This window comes from Thiohalobacter thiocyanaticus (genome assembly GCF_002356355.1).
Taxonomy (GTDB): Bacteria; Pseudomonadota; Gammaproteobacteria; order Thiohalobacterales; family Thiohalobacteraceae; genus Thiohalobacter; species Thiohalobacter thiocyanaticus_A.
Map to the genome: position 1 here is coordinate 16,579 of NZ_AP018052.1, position 15,978 is coordinate 32,556.

The following is a 15,978-nucleotide window of genomic DNA, read 5'->3' on the forward strand; positions in this document are numbered from 1 at the left end:
CTTCAGTCGTCCGGGTGATAGAAGACCGAGGGCCATTTCACCTGCGGGATATCCCCGGCCCCGACAGGTTCGACCACGAAGTAGAAATCCTTCTTCTCGGGCTGGTTGGCATGCGGCCGCATTCTCACCTTGACGAACAGCTGCAGCCGTTGATCCGGGTGCAGCACGATGTGTTCGAGCTGACCCAGATCGAGTTCCGCCCCGCCCAGTCCGCTGACATCGAGCCTGACCTCGTAACTGAGATCGGCCTTGTTGTTGAGCTTGATCTCATAACTGTTCTGGATCCGGCCATCGGAGAGGCGCACATACAGCGGCTGACGCACCTGCGAGACGGAGATGTCCAGCGGCACCTGGTTCAGCATGCTGACGATCAGGGCCGTGGCTGCCGACAGCAGGATCACGCCGTAGCCGATGGTCTTGCCCTTGAGCAGGCGGGTCTTCTCGCCGTGCTGGGCCTTGTCGGAGGTGTACTTGATCAGCCCGCGCGGCCACTCCATGGAATCCATGATGGTGTCGCAGGCATCGATGCACAGGGCGCAGGAGATGCACTGGTACTGCATCCCGTTGCGGATATCGATGCCGGTGGGACACACCTGCACGCAGTAGCCGCAGTCGATGCAGTCACCCACGCCCTGCGTCTGGCGTTCCTCGCGTGTCTTCAGGCCCTTGGCCACCTTGTGACGGCCGGCACTGCCCTCGCCGCGGGCCTCGTCATAGGCCACGATCAGGGTGTCGCGGTCGAACATCGCCCCCTGGAAGCGGGCATAGGGGCACATGTAGGTGCAGACCTGCTCCCGTGCCAGCCCGGCCATGACATAGGTGGTCGCGGTCAGGAACAGGGTGGTGGCATAGGCGGGGAACGGCGCCTGGCCGGTGAAGAAGCCCGTGAACAGTTCCGGCGCATAGCCCCAGTAGAGGGTGAAGCTCAGACCGGTAAGGAAGGCCACCAGCAGCCACAACAGATGCGTGGTTCCCTTCTTGAGCAGTTTCCCGCCGCCCCAGGGCTGCTTGTCCAGACGGATGCGCGCCGGACGCTCGCCCTGGACCAGGCGCTCGATCAGGATGTAGACATCGGTCCACAGGGTCTGGAAACAGAAGTAGCCGCAGAATACCCGCCCGGCGATGCCGGTGACGAAGAACAGCAGGAAGGCCCCGATGACCAGGAAGCCGGCCAGCCAGAAGATGTCCTGGGCGTGGACGGTCAGATCGAACAGATAGAAACGGCGGCCGTGGATGTCGAAGGACACGGCCTGCTGGGGACCGGCCACCCGATCCCATGGCAGCCAGGGGAGCAGGAAGTAGACACCGTAGGCCAGTGTCAGGATGCCCCATTTGAGGCGACGAAACCGCCCCTTGACCGAGCGGGGATAGATCGGTACGCGTTTCTGGTAGAGCTGGACGTCGGTTTCGGTCATGGACGGATAATGATGGCTCCCGGCCCCCGGCTGACGGCTGTCCGCCGCCGGCCGGCCGGATGCATCATCGGATGCTACTGCCCTCCGCCGAGTTCGTGCACGTAGACGGTCAGCAGCTTGATTTCGTTGTCGCTGAGGCGCTCATCCCACGCCGGCATCACGCGCTCGATGCCATTCTCGACCACCTCACGCACCTCGGCAAGCTTGCCCTCGAGGCTGTCCTGGCCCGGCACATTGGCAACGGTCCAGATGCTGTCGGTGAGGTTGGCCGCACCCTGTGACTCCAGGCCGGTGCCTGCCTGCGTGTGGCAGTAGAAGCAGCCGCCTTCCTTGCCGTTGAAGATCTGCATGCCGCGCTGCGCCATGTCGCCGTCGACCTCGTGGCCGGACAGGCTGAGCACATAATGGGCCACGGCATCGATCTGGCCATCGTCCAGGCTGCGGCCGAAGGCCGGCATGAAGCCGTGACGGCCCTCGGTCAGGGTTGTTTCGATCTGCTCGACAGTGCCGCCCCACAGCCAGGCGTCATCGACCAGGTTGGGGAACAGGCCCATCACGCCGGCGCCGCCGGAGCCGTGGCAGGCCGCACAGTTGTCGCCGAACAGGCCCTTGGCCACGGCGCGGGTGAAGGCCAGCATTTCCTCGTCGGCCAGGATGTCGTCGTAGCTGGCGGCGGCGACCTTCTCCATATAGGCCTGCATCTTCTGCGCATCCTGGCCGCTCTGCATCTCCTTCATCAGCAGCGCCCGGGTATTCCAGTGCGTGGTGCGCTCCTCGCCGTTGACGGTATAGGTGATGGTGTTGGCCACACCCTTGGTGTAGGACTCGCCCACCGGCCAGGCCGGATAGATGACCCAGTAGATCACGGCGAAGATCACCGTCAGATAAAAGCCCCACAGCCACCAGGTCGGCAGCGGGTTGTTGAACTCCTGCAGGTCACCGTCCCAGGAATGACCCGTGGTCTGTACTGCGCCCTGTTGCTTGTTCGCTTCACTCATCGTCATTTACCTTGCGCTGCGTCCGGGACTCGTTTTCATCGTCCTCGAACGGGATGTACTTGTAGGATTCCAGCCGCTGCTTGCGCCGCTTGCCGGTGAACACGTAGATGATGATGGCGCAGAAGGTCACGAAGAAGATCAGCAGAGCAACGATCTTGCTGTTCTCGAACTGACCGATCCAGCGCAGCAGTTCAGACATATCGATTCACCCGGCCAGTGCCTCAGCGGAACTCGGCGAAGTGGCCTTCCTCGTACTGACTGAAATCGACCAGCGTGCCGAGCATCTGTAGATAGGCGACCAGGGCATCCATCTCGGTCAGCCGCGCGCGGTCACCGTCGAAGTTTCCGGCCTGGGCCTCGGCAATGAGATTCTGCTCGGCGGCGAGGATATTGAGCCTGTCGGCAGCCTCCCGGCCGAACTTCTCGACGTTGGCCTGGTATTCCTCCCGGGTCTCGGAGTAAGGCACGCCGGCCTTCTTCAGCGCCCGCATGCGGTCGGCGACGTCGGAGTATTCGAGCTCATTCTCCATCAGCCAGGGGTAACTGGGCATGATGGACTCGGGCACCACGTCACGCGGGTTGATCATGTGCGCGACATGCCACTCGTTGGAGTATTTGCCACCCACGCGCGCCAGGTCCGGGCCGGTGCGCTTGGAGCCCCACTGGAAGGGATGGTCGTACTGCGACTCGGCCGCCAGCGAGTAATGCCCGTAGCGCAGCATCTCGTCACGGAAGGGCCGGATCATCTGCGAATGACACAGGTAGCAGCCTTCGCGCTGGTAGATATCACGCCCGCGCAGTTCCAGCGGCGTGTAGGGGCGCACGCCCTCGACCTTCTCGATGGTGTTCTTGATATAGAACAGCGGCACGATCTCCACCAGGCCGCCGATGCTGATCACCACCATGGTCAGTGCGATCAGAAGGCCGGCATTGATCTCGATGCTTTCGTGTTTGAAGAAGCTCATTGTTCAAAACTCTCCGCTGCTCTATATCAGGCGCGTGCCAGCTTGGACGCGATCTTGGCCTCGATGGCGGCCTGCTCGACCTTGGCCTGACGAATGGTCATGGCGATATTGATGGCCATCAGTACGACACCGCTGACGAAGAAGGCGCCACCCAGTGCACGCACCACATAGGGCTTGTGCAGGAAGGTCACCGTCTCGATGAAGGTGTAGGCCAGGGTGCCGAACTGGTCGTCGAAGGCGCGCAGCAGCAGGCCCTGACCGATGCCGGCCACCCACATGGCGGTGATGTAGAGCACGATGCCGATGGTGGCCAGGAAGAAGTGGGCATAGACCAGGCGCAGGCTCCACAGTTTGGTGTCATACAGGCGCGGCACCATGTGATAGAGCGAGCCGAAGGAGATCAGCGCCACCCATCCCAATGCGCCGGAGTGCACATGGCCGATGGTCCAGTCAGTGTAATGCGACAGCGCATTCACGCTCTTCAGCGACATCAGCGGACCCTCGAAGGTCGACATGCCGTAGAAGGACAGTGCGGTGATCATGAACAGCATGATCGGGTCGGTGCGCAGTTTGTGCCAGGCGCCGGACAGGGTCATGATGCCGTTGATCATGCCGCCCCAGGACGGCAGCAGCAGCATCACGGAGAAGGTTGCGGCCAGAGTGGAGGTCCAGTCCGGCAGCGCGGTCCAGTGCAGGTGGTGCGCGCCCACCCACATGTAGAGGAAGGCCAGCGCCCAGAAGTGGATGATGGACAGGCGGTAGGAGTACACCGGGCGCCCGGCCTGCTTGGGCACGAAGTAGTACATCATGCCCAGGAAAGCGGCGGTGAGGAAAAAGCCGACGGCGTTGTGGCCGTACCACCACTGGGTCATGGCGTCCTGCACGCCGGAGAACAGCGAGTAGGACTTGAGGCTGAACAGGTTCACCGGGATGGCCAGGTTGTTGAAGATGTGCAGGATCGCAGTGGCCAGGATGAAGGAGATGTAGAACCAGTTGGCCACGTAGATGTGCGGCTGGGAGCGCCGCCGCAGGGTCTGCACATAGACCCAGAAATAGGCCACCCAGGTCAGGGTGATCAGGATGTCGATGGGCCATTCGAACTCGGCGTATTCACGCGACTGGGTGATGCCGAACATGTAGCTGAGCGCGCCCAGGCCGACCGACAGCTGCCAGCCCCAGAAGGTGAAGTTGGCGAGACCGTCGCCGTACAGGCGGGCCTGGCTGGTGCGCTGCACCACATAATAGGAAGTCGCGAACAGGGCGCTGCCGCCGAAGCCGAAGATCACCAGGGTGGTATGCACCGGACGCAGACGGCCGAAGGTGATCTCGGGGATGTTGAAATTCAGGAAGGGATAGGCCAGTTCCAGCGCGGCGTACAGTCCGGCAGCCATGCCCAGCACGCCCCAGACCAGGGCCATGATGGAGAATTTCTTGATAATCGCATAGTTGTACTGCTGCTGCGTACCCACTGCTGCACTCTGCGCCATGACTCGCCTCGTTGCTACCTGTTGGAATTCCGGCACGAGGGCCCGTGCCCGAGGAAATTGCGGTGCCCGTGCCCGAGGAAAATATCAGGACATTCTAATATGACGGCACTCCCTGACGCAAGATTCGTATGGGATTTGCCGCACCCATGTCCCGTAGTTGCGCCCTGATCCAAGCGCAGAACGCTAGGCTCCAGTATCGGACGAAATTCTGAAAAATCGAGTACGGAAGCCGCTGGAGGGACGCCGGGGACAGCCGGCTTATTCCCCCGGCCGGCGGCAGCGGCCGGGGATCACTGCCCGGAACGGTGTCAACGCACTGATCCCGGACGGGTTTCGGTTCAGCCCGGAAGACCGCCCAGGGTCTGCCACAGGCCGGGCAGTCCAGTAGGTCGGATTAGCCTGAAGGGCGTAATCCGACATCAGGCCGCGGCGCCCGTCGGGTTACGCTTACGCTAACCCGACCTACGGAAGCTGTTGGCTCAGACGACGAGGCTGCGCCACAGGCCGGGCAGGTGGTGGTCCAGCAGCAGCAGGGCGAAGATGCCCATGAGATAGAGGATGGAATACCCGAAGGCGGGCATGGCCGCGGCATCGCTGCGCATCAGCCGCAGGGCGTGATACAGGAACCCGCCGCCCAGGGCCAGCGCCCCCACCAGATAGAGCATGCCGCTCATGTGGGTGGCATAGGGCAGCACGCTCACCGCCACCAGCAGCACGGTGTAGAGCAGCACCTGAACGCGGGTGAAATCCACGCCGTGGGTGACCGGCAGCATGGGGATGTTCACCCTGGCATATTCGCTGCGGCGATGAATGGCCAGGGCCCAGAAGTGCGGCGGCGTCCAGACGAACACGATCAGGAACAGCAGCAGCGCATGCGGGTCGACCTGACCGGTCACCGCGGTCCAGCCCAGCACCGGCGGCGCGGCGCCGGCGGCCCCGCCGATGACGATGTTCTGCGGCGTGGCCCGTTTCAGATACAGGGTATAGATGACGGCATAGCCGATCAGCGACAGGAAGGTCAGCACCGCGGTCAGCGGGTTGACCAGCAGCCACAGCATGGCCAGTCCGGCGCTGCCCAGGGCGAGCGCGAAGTACAGGCAGTTGCGCGGATTCATGTGGCCGGTGGGCAGGGGCCGGTTCTGGGTGCGCGCCATGCAGGCATCGACCTTGTGATCGACCAGGTGATTGAGCGCGGCGGCCGAGGCCGCGGCCATGCCGATGCCCAGGCTGCCGAAGACCAGGGCATCGAGCGGCACCAGCCCCGGCGTGGCCATGAACATCCCCACCACCGCGGTGAACACGATGAGGGCGACCACCTTGAGCTTGCACAGGCCCAGATAGTCGCGCCAGGCCGCCCCTTCGGCCTGCAGGCTTGTCAGCACGTTGACGTTTGCCACTTGTCTCTCCCCCGGTGTTGGTTGCGCCCCGCCATGCAGGCGGTGTCATTCATCCTACGTAGGATATCCGCAGCAGACGCTCCAGATCCTCGATCATCCCCGCGGGCTCGGCCTGCAGCGGGTATTCCATCATCAACTGACCCAGTGGATCGATCAGATAGACCCGGCCGGCCGCCGGGAAGGGCGTCAGTGCAGCCGCCCCCTGCTGCCGCGGCCGCGCGATCTGCATGCCCGGATAGTGCCCCCGGGCCTCGCGCGCCCAGTCGGGCGTGACCGGCTCGGCCAGCAGCAGCAGCCGTTGCACCCGGTCGATGTTCTTGCCCTGCGCCAGCCGCACCTGGCGCAGCTTGTACAGGGTGTTGTAGCAGGTCTCGTCGCAGGCACCGCGGTGCAGATAAACCAGGGTCCAGTCATCGGCCAGCCGCGCCGGGTCGAAGGCCTCGCCATCCAGACCCACCAGCCCCTGCAGTTCGACCGGCCGTACCGGCTGGATCAGGGTGCCGTGATTGGCCGAGGCCTGCGGCACCCAGTCACCGGCAAAGTTCATCACCCAGGCCACCACCAGCGGCAGGGCAAAGAACGCAAAAATCAGCACCAGGACCAGGCGGCCGCGTCGCGGTGAGGCCGCATCCGCGGGATTGTTCGCCATCGTTCCGGACTCCATCACACCACTCATTCTCTGTCTGCTCCGTCTTCAGCGGGCCGCCGTACGGCCCAGTAGAACAGAATCACCAGGGCCAGGGCCAGGGCGAACCACTGCACGGCATAGCCCACATGCCGCGCGGGACCGAACCGCTCCGGGATCGGCGCCCACTGGCGCACGAAACCGTCTGACTGCGCCGGATCGAGCAGCAGTATCAGCGGCAGCAGACGCGCATCCAGCTGCCGCGACTGCAGTTCGAAATCGATCTGCTGCAGCACCTTGGGCCACCCCGGCGCGCGGGCCTCGCCTTCGCCGAGGCTGAAGGGGTCCTCGGGCGGATAATCGATCATGCCCTCCACCGTAATGACGCCCTCGCTCTGCACCGGCAATGGCGGCAGATCGGCGCGGGTCCGGCCCTGCGGCACCCAGCCCCGGTTGACCAGCACCGCCGCATCCGTGTGGGCCAGGCGCAGCGGTGTCAGCACCTGGTAACCGGCCCGGCCCTGATGCACCCGGTTGTCCAGCAGAAACTGGTGCGCCGGATCGTAGCGCCCGCGGACCCAGGCCTGGCGGTATCGCAGTTCCGGCTCCAGCCTCACCGCGGCATCCAGCCGGACTGCGGCCTGCTGCGGTCGGTGTTCGTATTCCTCCAGCAGCGCGCGCTTCTGCTCGGCCCGGTCCAGCTGCCAGAAGCCCAACCCCACCAGCAGGACCAGCAGGACGGCGACAATCAGGCTGGGCCACAGGCCGGGACGGAAGGCGCGGCGCTCCGGCCTCACTCGCCCCGTCCGCGCGCCGGCGTGTATACTGAACCGCCCCGCCGCTGCGCTCGTGCGCCTGCGGCCTGGCTTACATCAAACCCGGCTATACAGGGCGCCTTCATTCCATGCTTCCAAAACTGTTCATCGTACTGGTGCTGCTCGTCATTCTCGGCAGCCTGGCCAGCGGCCTCGTATTTCTGATCAGGGACAGGGGCGGTTCGGACCGCACCGTCAAGGCGCTGACCTGGCGCATCGGCCTGTCCATCACCCTGTTCCTGCTGCTGATGCTGGGCTACGCCACCGGGGTGCTGCAGCCCCACGGTGTCTATCCGCAGCCACCCGCAGAGGCTGTGCAGGACCATGCACCCGGCCCGGGGGAGCGGCCGTAAAACCGCCACGGAATCAATGAACAACACCAACTGGCTTGCCGCGCCTTGCCGTGGCCATGATCCCGATCAGCCGCCTCAGAGCCAGTAGACGAACACGAACAGCCCCAGCCATACCACGTCCACGAAGTGCCAGTACCAGGCCACCGCCTCGAAGGCGAAGTGGCGGTCGGGCGTGAAGTGTCCCTTGATGCTGCGCAGCATGATGATGGCCAGCATGATGGCACCGATGGTGACATGCATGCCGTGGAAACCCGTGAGCATGTAGAAGGTGGAACCGTACACGCCCGACTCCAGGGTCAGGTTCAGATCGGAGTAGGCATGGCCGTACTCATAGGCCTGCAGCCCGATGAAGAGAAAACCCAGGGCGACCGTGGCGAACAGCCAGCCCACCAGCGCACCGCGGTTGTTCTTCTTCAGCGCCCAGTGGGCAAAGGTCACGGTCACGCCGGAGGTCAGCAGGATCAGGGTGTTGATCGCGGGAATGCCCCAGGCACCCACGGTCTCGAAGACCCCGCCCATGGCGCCCGGGCCATTGGTGGGCCAGGCGGCGGAATATCCCTCCCAGAGCAGCGCATGGGTGCTGGCATCCTCGCCGCCCAGCCACGGCACGGACAGTATCCGGGCATAGAACAGGGCGCCGAAGAAGGCGGCGAAGAACATCACCTCGGAGAAGATGAACCAGCCCATACCCCAGCGGAAGGACTTGTCGACCTGCTCGTTGTACATGTGGGATTCGCTTTCCCGGATCACGGTGCCGAACCAGCCGAACATCATGATCAGCACGATGGCGATGCCGGCGAACATCGTGCTCAGCCCGATGTCCGAACCGTTGAGGTGCATCGCAAAGCCGACCACCAGGGTGGTCAGACCCACGGACCCCACCAGCGGCCAGTGACTGCCGTGGGGGACATAGTAGCCGCCATGTGCTTCAGTCATACCTCAATCCTCTCTGGTTTATTCAGCAATTTGTTTTTTTGTTCCGAGCATCCAGTACATGGACCCTGTCAGTTTGTCTGCGTCGACGGATGCACCGCCTCCAACCCCTTCGGCGCGGCCGCCGTACGCGCCCCGGTATCGAAAAAGGTGTAGGACAGGGTCAGTTCGTTGTGCTTGTCCGACAGTTCCGGATCCACCATGAATCGCACCGGCATCCAGCGCCCCTCGTCGGCGCCGAACCTCTGCTCGGTGAAACAGAAGCACTCGGTCTTGTGGAAGTGCTTTGCCGCCAGCCCCGGTGCGACGCTGGGCACGGCATGGGCAACCACCTCCCTGCCGCTGTTGTTGTGCGCATAGAACCTGACCGTATAGGCCTTGCCCGGCTGCACCTGCATCTTGTTCACCTCGGGCCGGAACTCCCAGGGCATGGCCTGATTGAGATTGGCGATGAACTCCACGGTAACCGTTCGATCGCTGTCGATCCGGCTTTCCTGCAACGTCTGCGCCGGCCCGTCCGCGGTCTTGCCGTTCAGCCCGGTGATATCGCAGAACACGTTGTAGAAGGGCACCATGGCGAAGCCGAAGCCGAACATGCCGACGGTCACGAACAGCATGCGGCGCAGGGTACGCCGGGTGGCCTGCTGGCGCGGGTCGTCCTGCGTGCTCATTGCGCGCTTCCCGCCGTGGTCCAGACAAAACCGACGAAGACCCCCAGCGCGATCAGCGCCAGGATCAACGCCAGACGGATGTTGCTGCGTTTCTGTTGTGGTGTCTGCTGCGACATTTACACCTCGCGGCGCGGAACCGGCGCGGACACCTCTGTCCGCGCCGGCCCTGCCTTACTTGACCTCGGGCGCCGTCGTGAAGCTGTGATAGGGCGGCGGCGAGGACAGCGTCCACTCCAGGCCCTCGGGGTTGTCCCATACCTTGTCGGTCGCCTTGGCGCCACCGCGGATGGTACTGATCACGATATAGGCGAACAGCAGCTGGCTCAGACCGAAGGCGAAGCCGCCGAGCGAGGAGATCATATTGAACTCGGCGAACTGGATGGAGTAGTCCGGGATGCGGCGCGGCATACCGGCCAGGCCCAGGAAGTGCTGCGGGAAGAACAGCACATTGACCGAGATGGTCGACAGCCAGAAATGCCATTTGCCGAGCGTCTCGTTGTACATGTTGCCGGTCCACTTGGGCAGCCAGTAATAGGCGCCGGCCATGATGGCGAACACGGCGCCGGTCACCAGCACATAGTGGAAGTGCGCCACCACGAAGTAGGTATCGTGGTACTGGAAGTCCACCGGCGCGATGGCCAGCATCAGGCCGGAGAAGCCGCCGATGGTGAACATGACCACGAAGCCCAGTGCGAACAGCATCGGCGTCTCGAAGGTCATGGAGCCACGCCACATGGTGGAGACCCAGTTGAACACCTTCACGCCCGTGGGCACGGCGATCAGCATGGTGGCATACATGAAGAACAACTCACCGGCCAGCGGCATGCCCACCGTGAACATGTGGTGCGCCCACACGATGAACGACAGGAAGGCGATGGAAGCCGTGGCGTAGACCATCGAACTGTAGCCGAACAGCGGCTTGCGGGCGAAGGTCGGGATGATCTGCGAGACGATGCCGAAGGCCGGCAGGATCATGATGTAGACCTCGGGATGCCCGAAGAACCAGAAGATGTGCTGGAACATGACCGGATCGCCACCGCCGGCCGCGGTGAAGAAGCTGGTACCGAAGTACTTGTCGGTCAGCAGCATGGTCACCGCGCCTGCCAGCACCGGCATCACCGCGATCAGCAGATAAGCGGTGATCAGCCAGGTCCAGACGAACAGCGGCATCTTCATCATGGTCATGCCGGGTGCACGCATGTTGAGGATCGTCACCACCACGTTGATCGCACCCATGATGGAGGAGATGCCCATGAGGTGGATGGCGAAGATCAGGAACGGAAACGCGTCTCCGGTCTGCAGCACCAGCGGCGGATAGATGGTCCAGCCGCCGGCCGGCGCGCCGCCCTCCATGAAGAAGGTCGACAGCAGCAGGGTGAAGGCGAAGGGCAGGATCCAGAACGACCAGTTGTTCATGCGCGGCAGCGCCATGTCGGGCGCTCCGATCATCATCGGGATCAGCCAGTTGGCCAGGCCGACGAAGGCCGGCATGACCGCGCCGAAGATCATGACCAGCGCATGCATGGTGGTCAGGGAGTTGAAGAACATGGGGTTAACGAACTGCAGCCCCGGCTCGAACAGCTCGGCGCGGATGGCCATGGCCATGGCACCGCCGATGAAGAACATCAGCAGCGAGAACAGCAGGTAGAGGGTGCCGATATCCTTGTGATTGGTGGTGAACAGCCAGCGCGACAGACCCCGGGCCGGCCCGTGATCGTCGTGTGCCTCGTGTGCGGTTGCGGTAGTCATCTGCTCTCTCCTCCTCGGAATCCGTTAGCGCGCCGCCTTGATATCGGCCGGTTGCACCACATCGCCGGTATCATTGCCCCAGGCGTTTCGCTCATAGGTAACCACTGCCGCGAGATCGGCATCGCTGAGCTGCCCCCGAAGGCGGCCATGGCGGTGCCGGCAGAGCCGTTGAGTACGATATCGATATGGCCGGCGACCGGGCCGGTGGTGATAGCGCCGCCCTTGAGCGAGGGGAAGGCCCCGGGGAGTCCCTCGCCGTTCGCCATGTGGCAGGCCACGCAGTTGGAGGTGTAGACCTCCTCGCCCCGGGTCATCAACTCATCGCGCGTCCATTCACGCTCGGATTCAGCGGCCACGGCCACCTGGCCCTGCTTCTGCTCAGCCACCCACTGGTCATACTCGGCCTGCTCCTTGGCCACCACCACGATGGGCATGAAGCCGTGGTCCTTGCCGCACAACTCGGCGCACTGGCCGCGGTAGACGCCGGGCTCGTCGATGCGGAACCACATCTCGTTGACGAAGCCGGGGATGGCGTCCTTCTTCATGCCGAGTTCCGGCACCCACCAGGCGTGGATCACATCGCTGGCGGTGATCAGCAGGCGGACCTTGCTGTCCACCGGCACCACGACCGGATTATCCACTTCCAGCAGATAGTGCTCGTTTTTGGCGGCCTTGTTGAAGATCTCGTCCCTGGGCGTGGACAGGGTACTGAAGAAGCCGATGCCCTCGTCCAGATACTCGTACTGCCACTTCCACTGATACCCGGTGACCTTGATGCTCACATCGGAGTTGCTGGTGTCCTCCATGGCGATCAGCGCCTTGGTGGCCGGGAAGGCCATGCCGACCAGGATCAGGAAGGGGATGATGGTCCAGAGGATCTCGATGGTCGTGCTTTCATGGAACTGGGCCGCGACCGCGCCTTTGCTCTTGCGGTGCTTGATGATGGAATAGAACATCACCCCGAACACCACCACGCCGATGGCGACGCAGATCCACAGAATCAGCATGTGCAGGCTGTAGGCCTCGTTGGCGATCGGGCTCACACCGACAGGCAGATTCAACCCCCATTCCGCCGTCGCGCTGCCGGCGGCCGCCATCAGGCCAGCCCCGGCAAGCAGCCGACGCCCCCTCAGTTTCATACTCGCTGACATGCCCCTTCTCTCCTTTGGTCCAGATGCATTGTTTCTTGTGTGATTCTGATTCTCAGCACTCAGGCCGGTGCCGGACCTGGATGGATCCAGTCGCGCAGATCCGTCGCCAGCCGATCGCGTTCCTGATCGTTCAGACAGTGCCCGACCTCCTGGGCCTGACCGTGACTGCGGATCAGCAGCCGGCTGGGGTACCCGGGCCGGGCGGCGCGCGCCAACTCCACCCGGGCCCAGCCGCGGGGAAAGCGGATGATCTCCCGGCAACGGCGACGGCCGCGCTCGATGGCGACCGTATCCCCCTCGATCCGGATCACCTCGCGCTCGCTCGTCCGCAATGCCCCGAGATACAGCCCGGCGGCCAGCATCAGCATCTCCAGGCCGGCGAAGGGCAGAACCAGCCACAGCCCCTGACTCCAGAAGCCCAGGGCTATACTCATCGAGACCAGGAAGATGCCGCAGAAGACGAGTACCGACCCCCGCCACGTCAATGAACAGTTGGGCCGGATCAGGACATAACACTCCGCCAGATTGGCGTCACACTGCGCTGCTACCACCTCGCCCTCTTGGAATGCAGCCTGCTTTATATAATGTATTAGTTGCATCCGCCTGTGTTTTGACGCACAGACTGTGTTATTTCACCTGTTCCGGATGCTACCCGATGCACCTGCACGGCGCAAGCAAACTCGCTCCAACAGCGTTATAAAACTTTGCGATAACAGGCTATTGTAAAACCTATACACAAACTATTATAAATTTATAATATTAGCTCTTCGCTAATATTGCGGCGCCCGGATGAAACATCTGGCTGTTCTTTCCGCATACGATAAAGGGAGTTTATTGCGCATCACGTCGCCCCGTCGACATACCTAACAGTATCTGTAAGGCAGACTGACATAACTCGCATTGGACCGCCGCGTTGAGGCAAGGCTCGACGGGTGCGATCGATTACAGGGAGGAAGGATTCAGGTGCTCGGCCGCTGCCCGCGGATCGACGGTTTCGGCGTAATGCGGCAGGCATCCCAGGCAGGGCGCACCGAGTCGCGCCGCCAGCGTGGCGAGATTCGCCTCGGGCTGGTCCATGCCCGGATCGATCCGGTTCGCGATCCAGCCCAGCAGCGGAAGCGCGTCGGCCTCGATCGCCTGGGCGGTCAGCAGGGCATGATTGATGCAACCCAGGCGCAGCCCCACCACCAGTATGACCCCGGCCTGCAGCTGCCGCGCCAGATCGGCGACCTCTTCCGCGTCGGTCAGCGGCACACGCCAGCCGCCCACCCCCTCGACCACCAGTACGTCGCACTGGGCGGCCAGCTCCCGGGCCGTGGCAATGATGTCCGGCAGCGGGATCCGCACCCCGGCCCGGGCAGCGGCGATGTGCGGTGCGATGGCGGGTGCAAAGGCACAGGGATTGACCCGGTCGTAGGACAGCAGCGTGGACGCCGCCGACTGCAGCGCCAGCGCATCGCTGTTGCGCAGACCGTCCGGCGTCATCTCGCAGCCGGAGGCGACCGGCTTCATTGCCAGCACCTGCCGACCCCGGGCACGCAGGGCATGAATCAACGCGGTGCCGGCAAAGGTCTTGCCGCAGCCGGTATCGGTGCCGGTGACGAAAAGTATCCGACCCATCCGGTCTCAGCGCCCCTTCAGCATATCGAGCGGCACCCGCACCTCGTCACCGCTGCGCTGCTGCCGCACCCCGGTCGGCGCCCAGGCATGACCGTAGATGACCTCGTAGCTCAGCGGCAGAACGCCGTCGCGACGGCGCGACTCATACGCCTGTTCGAAGGCTCGCCAGCGCGCCCGGCCGGTGAGGCTGCGCGCCCGCCCCCGGGTGACATTGTGCGCACCCAGTTCCTTGATCTCCCGCACCAGCGTGGGCAGTTCGCGGTAGGTCAGGGTCAGCATTTCCATGTCCATCACCGGCTCGGCCAGCCCGGCCCGTACCAGCGCATCACCGATGTCATGCAGATCAATGAAACGATTGGTATGCGAATGCCCGTCGACCTCGGCCCAGCTCTCGCGCAGCTCGCGCAGGGTGTCAGGGCCGAAGGTGGTGAAGAACAGCGCTCCGCCGGGACGCAGCACCCGGCGGAACTCGGCGAAGGTCTGTTCCAGGCTGTTGCACCATTGCAGGGTGAGATTGGAGACCAGCAGATCCACCGAGGCATCGGCCAGCGGCAGCTGCTCGGCGTCGGCGCAGACCAGCCGCGGCCGCCGCCACCAGCCGGCGCTGCGGCGGGTATGCGTCAGCATGGCCTCGGCCAGGTCCAGTGCCACCACCCGGCTGCCGCGGTAACGCTTGAGCAGCCCGCGGGTGATCTGCCCGGTGCCGGCGCCGAGATCCAACGCCCACTGCGGTTCCAGCCGGATCAGTTCCAGCCGCTCGAGCAACCGCTCGCCGACCTCGCGCTGCAGGACCGCGACGCCGTCATAACTGTCCGCCGCCCGGTTGAAGGCGATGCGGACCTGGCGCTTGTCCAGTTGTTGCTGCGGTTTATCCATCAAATCGGTTTCTGTACACAACCTTCGTAGGTCGGGTCAGCCCACAGGGCGTAACCCGACGTTGCCGCCGTCTGTGTCGGGTTACGCTGCGCTAACCCGACCTACGGAGTTGTGGTGTCTCGTCCATCATTCAATGCGTATCTGTCGCGCGAATCCCGGAATCCCTGTGCGCATCATTTCGCCAGCCGCCCTAACCATTGATTGAATATTTTTGGATGCGACAGGAACGGCGCATGGCCGGCGCCCTCGATCCGCGTCACCGACTCCGCCCCGGTCAGGCCGGCCAGGCCGTCCGCCGTCGCTGCCGGCACCAGCGCATCCGCCGTCCCCAGCAGCCAGTGCACCGGCACACAACAGCCGGCGGTCGTCGGGCGTGCGTCCGTGTGCGCCAGCAGTTCGAGCCCCTGCACCAGAGCGTCGGTCGCCGGCGGGAACTCGCCCGCCGTCCGGCGCAGGCTGCGCAGGACCTCGCGCTGGCCGTCCCCCTGGGCAACCAGCGCGAGAAACCGTTTCCAGGTCGCGCCGGGGTCACCGCGCACGCCGGCGACAAACGCCTCGAACACCTCCGGCGCCATCCCCGGCCAGTCCGGACGCTGCACGAAACAGGGGTTGCAGCCCACCAGGCCCAGCCGGACAAACCAGGCCGGGCGCAGTGCACAGAGTTGCAGCGCCAGCAGCCCGCCCAGCGACCAGCCGACCCAGCACGCCGGCGGCTCCAGTACCGCCTCCAGCTCCGGGATCAGCGCATCGGCGTCCAGCTGCGTCGCATCGCGACTGCGGCCATGCCCGGGCAGATCCGCCCGGATCACCCTGAAGCGCTCACGCAGGGAACCGACCAGGCCATCCCACACCTCCAGCCGCAGCCCCCAGCCGTGCAGCAGCACCAGATCCGGCCCGACGCCCTCGATCTCCAGATGCATCGC

Annotated in this window: 16 protein-coding genes and 1 pseudogene; 1 reads left to right on the plus strand and 16 read right to left on the minus strand. The window is 64.0% G+C overall.

Going from position 1 to position 15,978, the window contains the following annotated elements:
- Positions 1–2 precede the first annotated feature (2 nt).
- The 8 genes from ccoG to CFK21_RS00135 form a co-directional block, all read right to left on the minus strand.
- On the minus strand, positions 3–1,415 hold the full coding sequence (gene ccoG / locus CFK21_RS00100; RefSeq protein WP_096363535.1) for a cytochrome c oxidase accessory protein CcoG: 1,413 nt from the start codon (positions 1,413–1,415) through the stop codon (positions 3–5).
- A gap of 74 nt (positions 1,416–1,489) precedes the next feature.
- Positions 1,490–2,419, minus strand: a complete 930-nt coding sequence (gene ccoP / locus CFK21_RS00105) for a cytochrome-c oxidase, cbb3-type subunit III (RefSeq protein ID WP_096363537.1) — start codon at positions 2,417–2,419, stop codon at positions 1,490–1,492.
- On the minus strand, positions 2,406–2,612 hold the full coding sequence (locus CFK21_RS00110) for a cbb3-type cytochrome oxidase subunit 3 (protein ID WP_096363539.1): 207 nt from the start codon (positions 2,610–2,612) through the stop codon (positions 2,406–2,408). Before CFK21_RS00110 ends, ccoP begins: the two co-directional genes overlap by 14 nt.
- Before the next feature lie 22 nt (positions 2,613–2,634).
- A complete protein-coding gene (gene ccoO / locus CFK21_RS00115) occupies positions 2,635–3,378 on the minus strand; it encodes a cytochrome-c oxidase, cbb3-type subunit II (RefSeq protein ID WP_096363541.1) in 744 nt (247 codons plus the stop codon).
- Between the two features lie 26 nt (positions 3,379–3,404).
- Positions 3,405–4,865: a cytochrome-c oxidase, cbb3-type subunit I gene (gene ccoN, locus CFK21_RS00120; RefSeq protein WP_096363543.1), complete on the minus strand. Its 1,461-nt coding sequence runs from the start codon at positions 4,863–4,865 to the stop codon at positions 3,405–3,407.
- A gap of 479 nt (positions 4,866–5,344) precedes the next feature.
- Positions 5,345–6,262: a heme o synthase gene (gene cyoE / locus CFK21_RS00125; RefSeq protein ID WP_172844221.1), complete on the minus strand. Its 918-nt coding sequence runs from the start codon at positions 6,260–6,262 to the stop codon at positions 5,345–5,347.
- 49 nt (positions 6,263–6,311) lie between these two features.
- The gene (locus tag CFK21_RS00130) at positions 6,312–6,911 is read right to left on the minus strand and encodes an SCO family protein (protein ID WP_096363545.1); all 600 of its coding nucleotides are present in this window, start codon (positions 6,909–6,911) and stop codon (positions 6,312–6,314) included.
- A 23-nt stretch (positions 6,912–6,934) separates the two neighbouring features.
- Positions 6,935–7,684: an SURF1 family protein gene (locus tag CFK21_RS00135; protein ID WP_157745183.1), complete on the minus strand. Its 750-nt coding sequence runs from the start codon at positions 7,682–7,684 to the stop codon at positions 6,935–6,937.
- 107 nt (positions 7,685–7,791) lie between these two features.
- On the opposite strand from CFK21_RS00135, the gene CFK21_RS00140 reads away from it, so the two are divergent.
- Positions 7,792–8,055 (plus strand): twin transmembrane helix small protein, encoded by a 264-nt coding sequence (locus CFK21_RS00140; protein ID WP_096363549.1) that lies wholly within the window; start codon positions 7,792–7,794, stop codon positions 8,053–8,055.
- Positions 8,056–8,130: 75 nt separating this feature from the next.
- On the opposite strand, the gene CFK21_RS00145 is transcribed toward CFK21_RS00140, so the two are convergent.
- The 8 genes and pseudogenes from CFK21_RS00145 to CFK21_RS00180 all read right to left on the minus strand — a co-directional run bounded on the left by CFK21_RS00145 (position 8,131) and on the right by CFK21_RS00180 (position 15,975).
- Positions 8,131–8,991 carry a cytochrome c oxidase subunit 3 gene (locus tag CFK21_RS00145; RefSeq protein ID WP_096363551.1) on the minus strand — a complete coding sequence of 287 codons (861 nt, stop codon included), beginning with the start codon at positions 8,989–8,991 and terminating at the stop codon, positions 8,131–8,133.
- A 68-nt stretch (positions 8,992–9,059) separates the two neighbouring features.
- Positions 9,060–9,659 (minus strand): cytochrome c oxidase assembly protein, encoded by a 600-nt coding sequence (locus CFK21_RS00150; protein ID WP_096363553.1) that lies wholly within the window; start codon positions 9,657–9,659, stop codon positions 9,060–9,062.
- A 171-nt stretch (positions 9,660–9,830) separates the two neighbouring features.
- On the minus strand, positions 9,831–11,408 hold the full coding sequence (gene ctaD / locus CFK21_RS00155; RefSeq protein ID WP_096363555.1) for a cytochrome c oxidase subunit I: 1,578 nt from the start codon (positions 11,406–11,408) through the stop codon (positions 9,831–9,833).
- Positions 11,409–11,432: 24 nt separating this feature from the next.
- Positions 11,433–12,547 (minus strand): annotated as a pseudogene (gene coxB / locus CFK21_RS00160) (cytochrome c oxidase subunit II).
- A gap of 71 nt (positions 12,548–12,618) precedes the next feature.
- Positions 12,619–13,158 (minus strand): DUF2244 domain-containing protein, encoded by a 540-nt coding sequence (locus tag CFK21_RS00165; protein ID WP_096363557.1) that lies wholly within the window; start codon positions 13,156–13,158, stop codon positions 12,619–12,621.
- Between the two features lie 343 nt (positions 13,159–13,501).
- Positions 13,502–14,179 (minus strand): dethiobiotin synthase, encoded by a 678-nt coding sequence (gene bioD / locus CFK21_RS00170; protein ID WP_096363559.1) that lies wholly within the window; start codon positions 14,177–14,179, stop codon positions 13,502–13,504.
- 6 nt (positions 14,180–14,185) lie between these two features.
- Entirely contained in the window at positions 14,186–15,055 is an 870-nt protein-coding gene (gene bioC, locus CFK21_RS00175; RefSeq protein ID WP_096363561.1) for a malonyl-ACP O-methyltransferase BioC, read from the minus strand.
- Between the two features lie 173 nt (positions 15,056–15,228).
- Positions 15,229–15,975, minus strand: coding sequence for an alpha/beta fold hydrolase (locus tag CFK21_RS00180; protein ID WP_096363563.1), 747 nt, complete (start codon positions 15,973–15,975; stop codon positions 15,229–15,231).
- Positions 15,976–15,978: the final 3 nt, after the last annotated feature.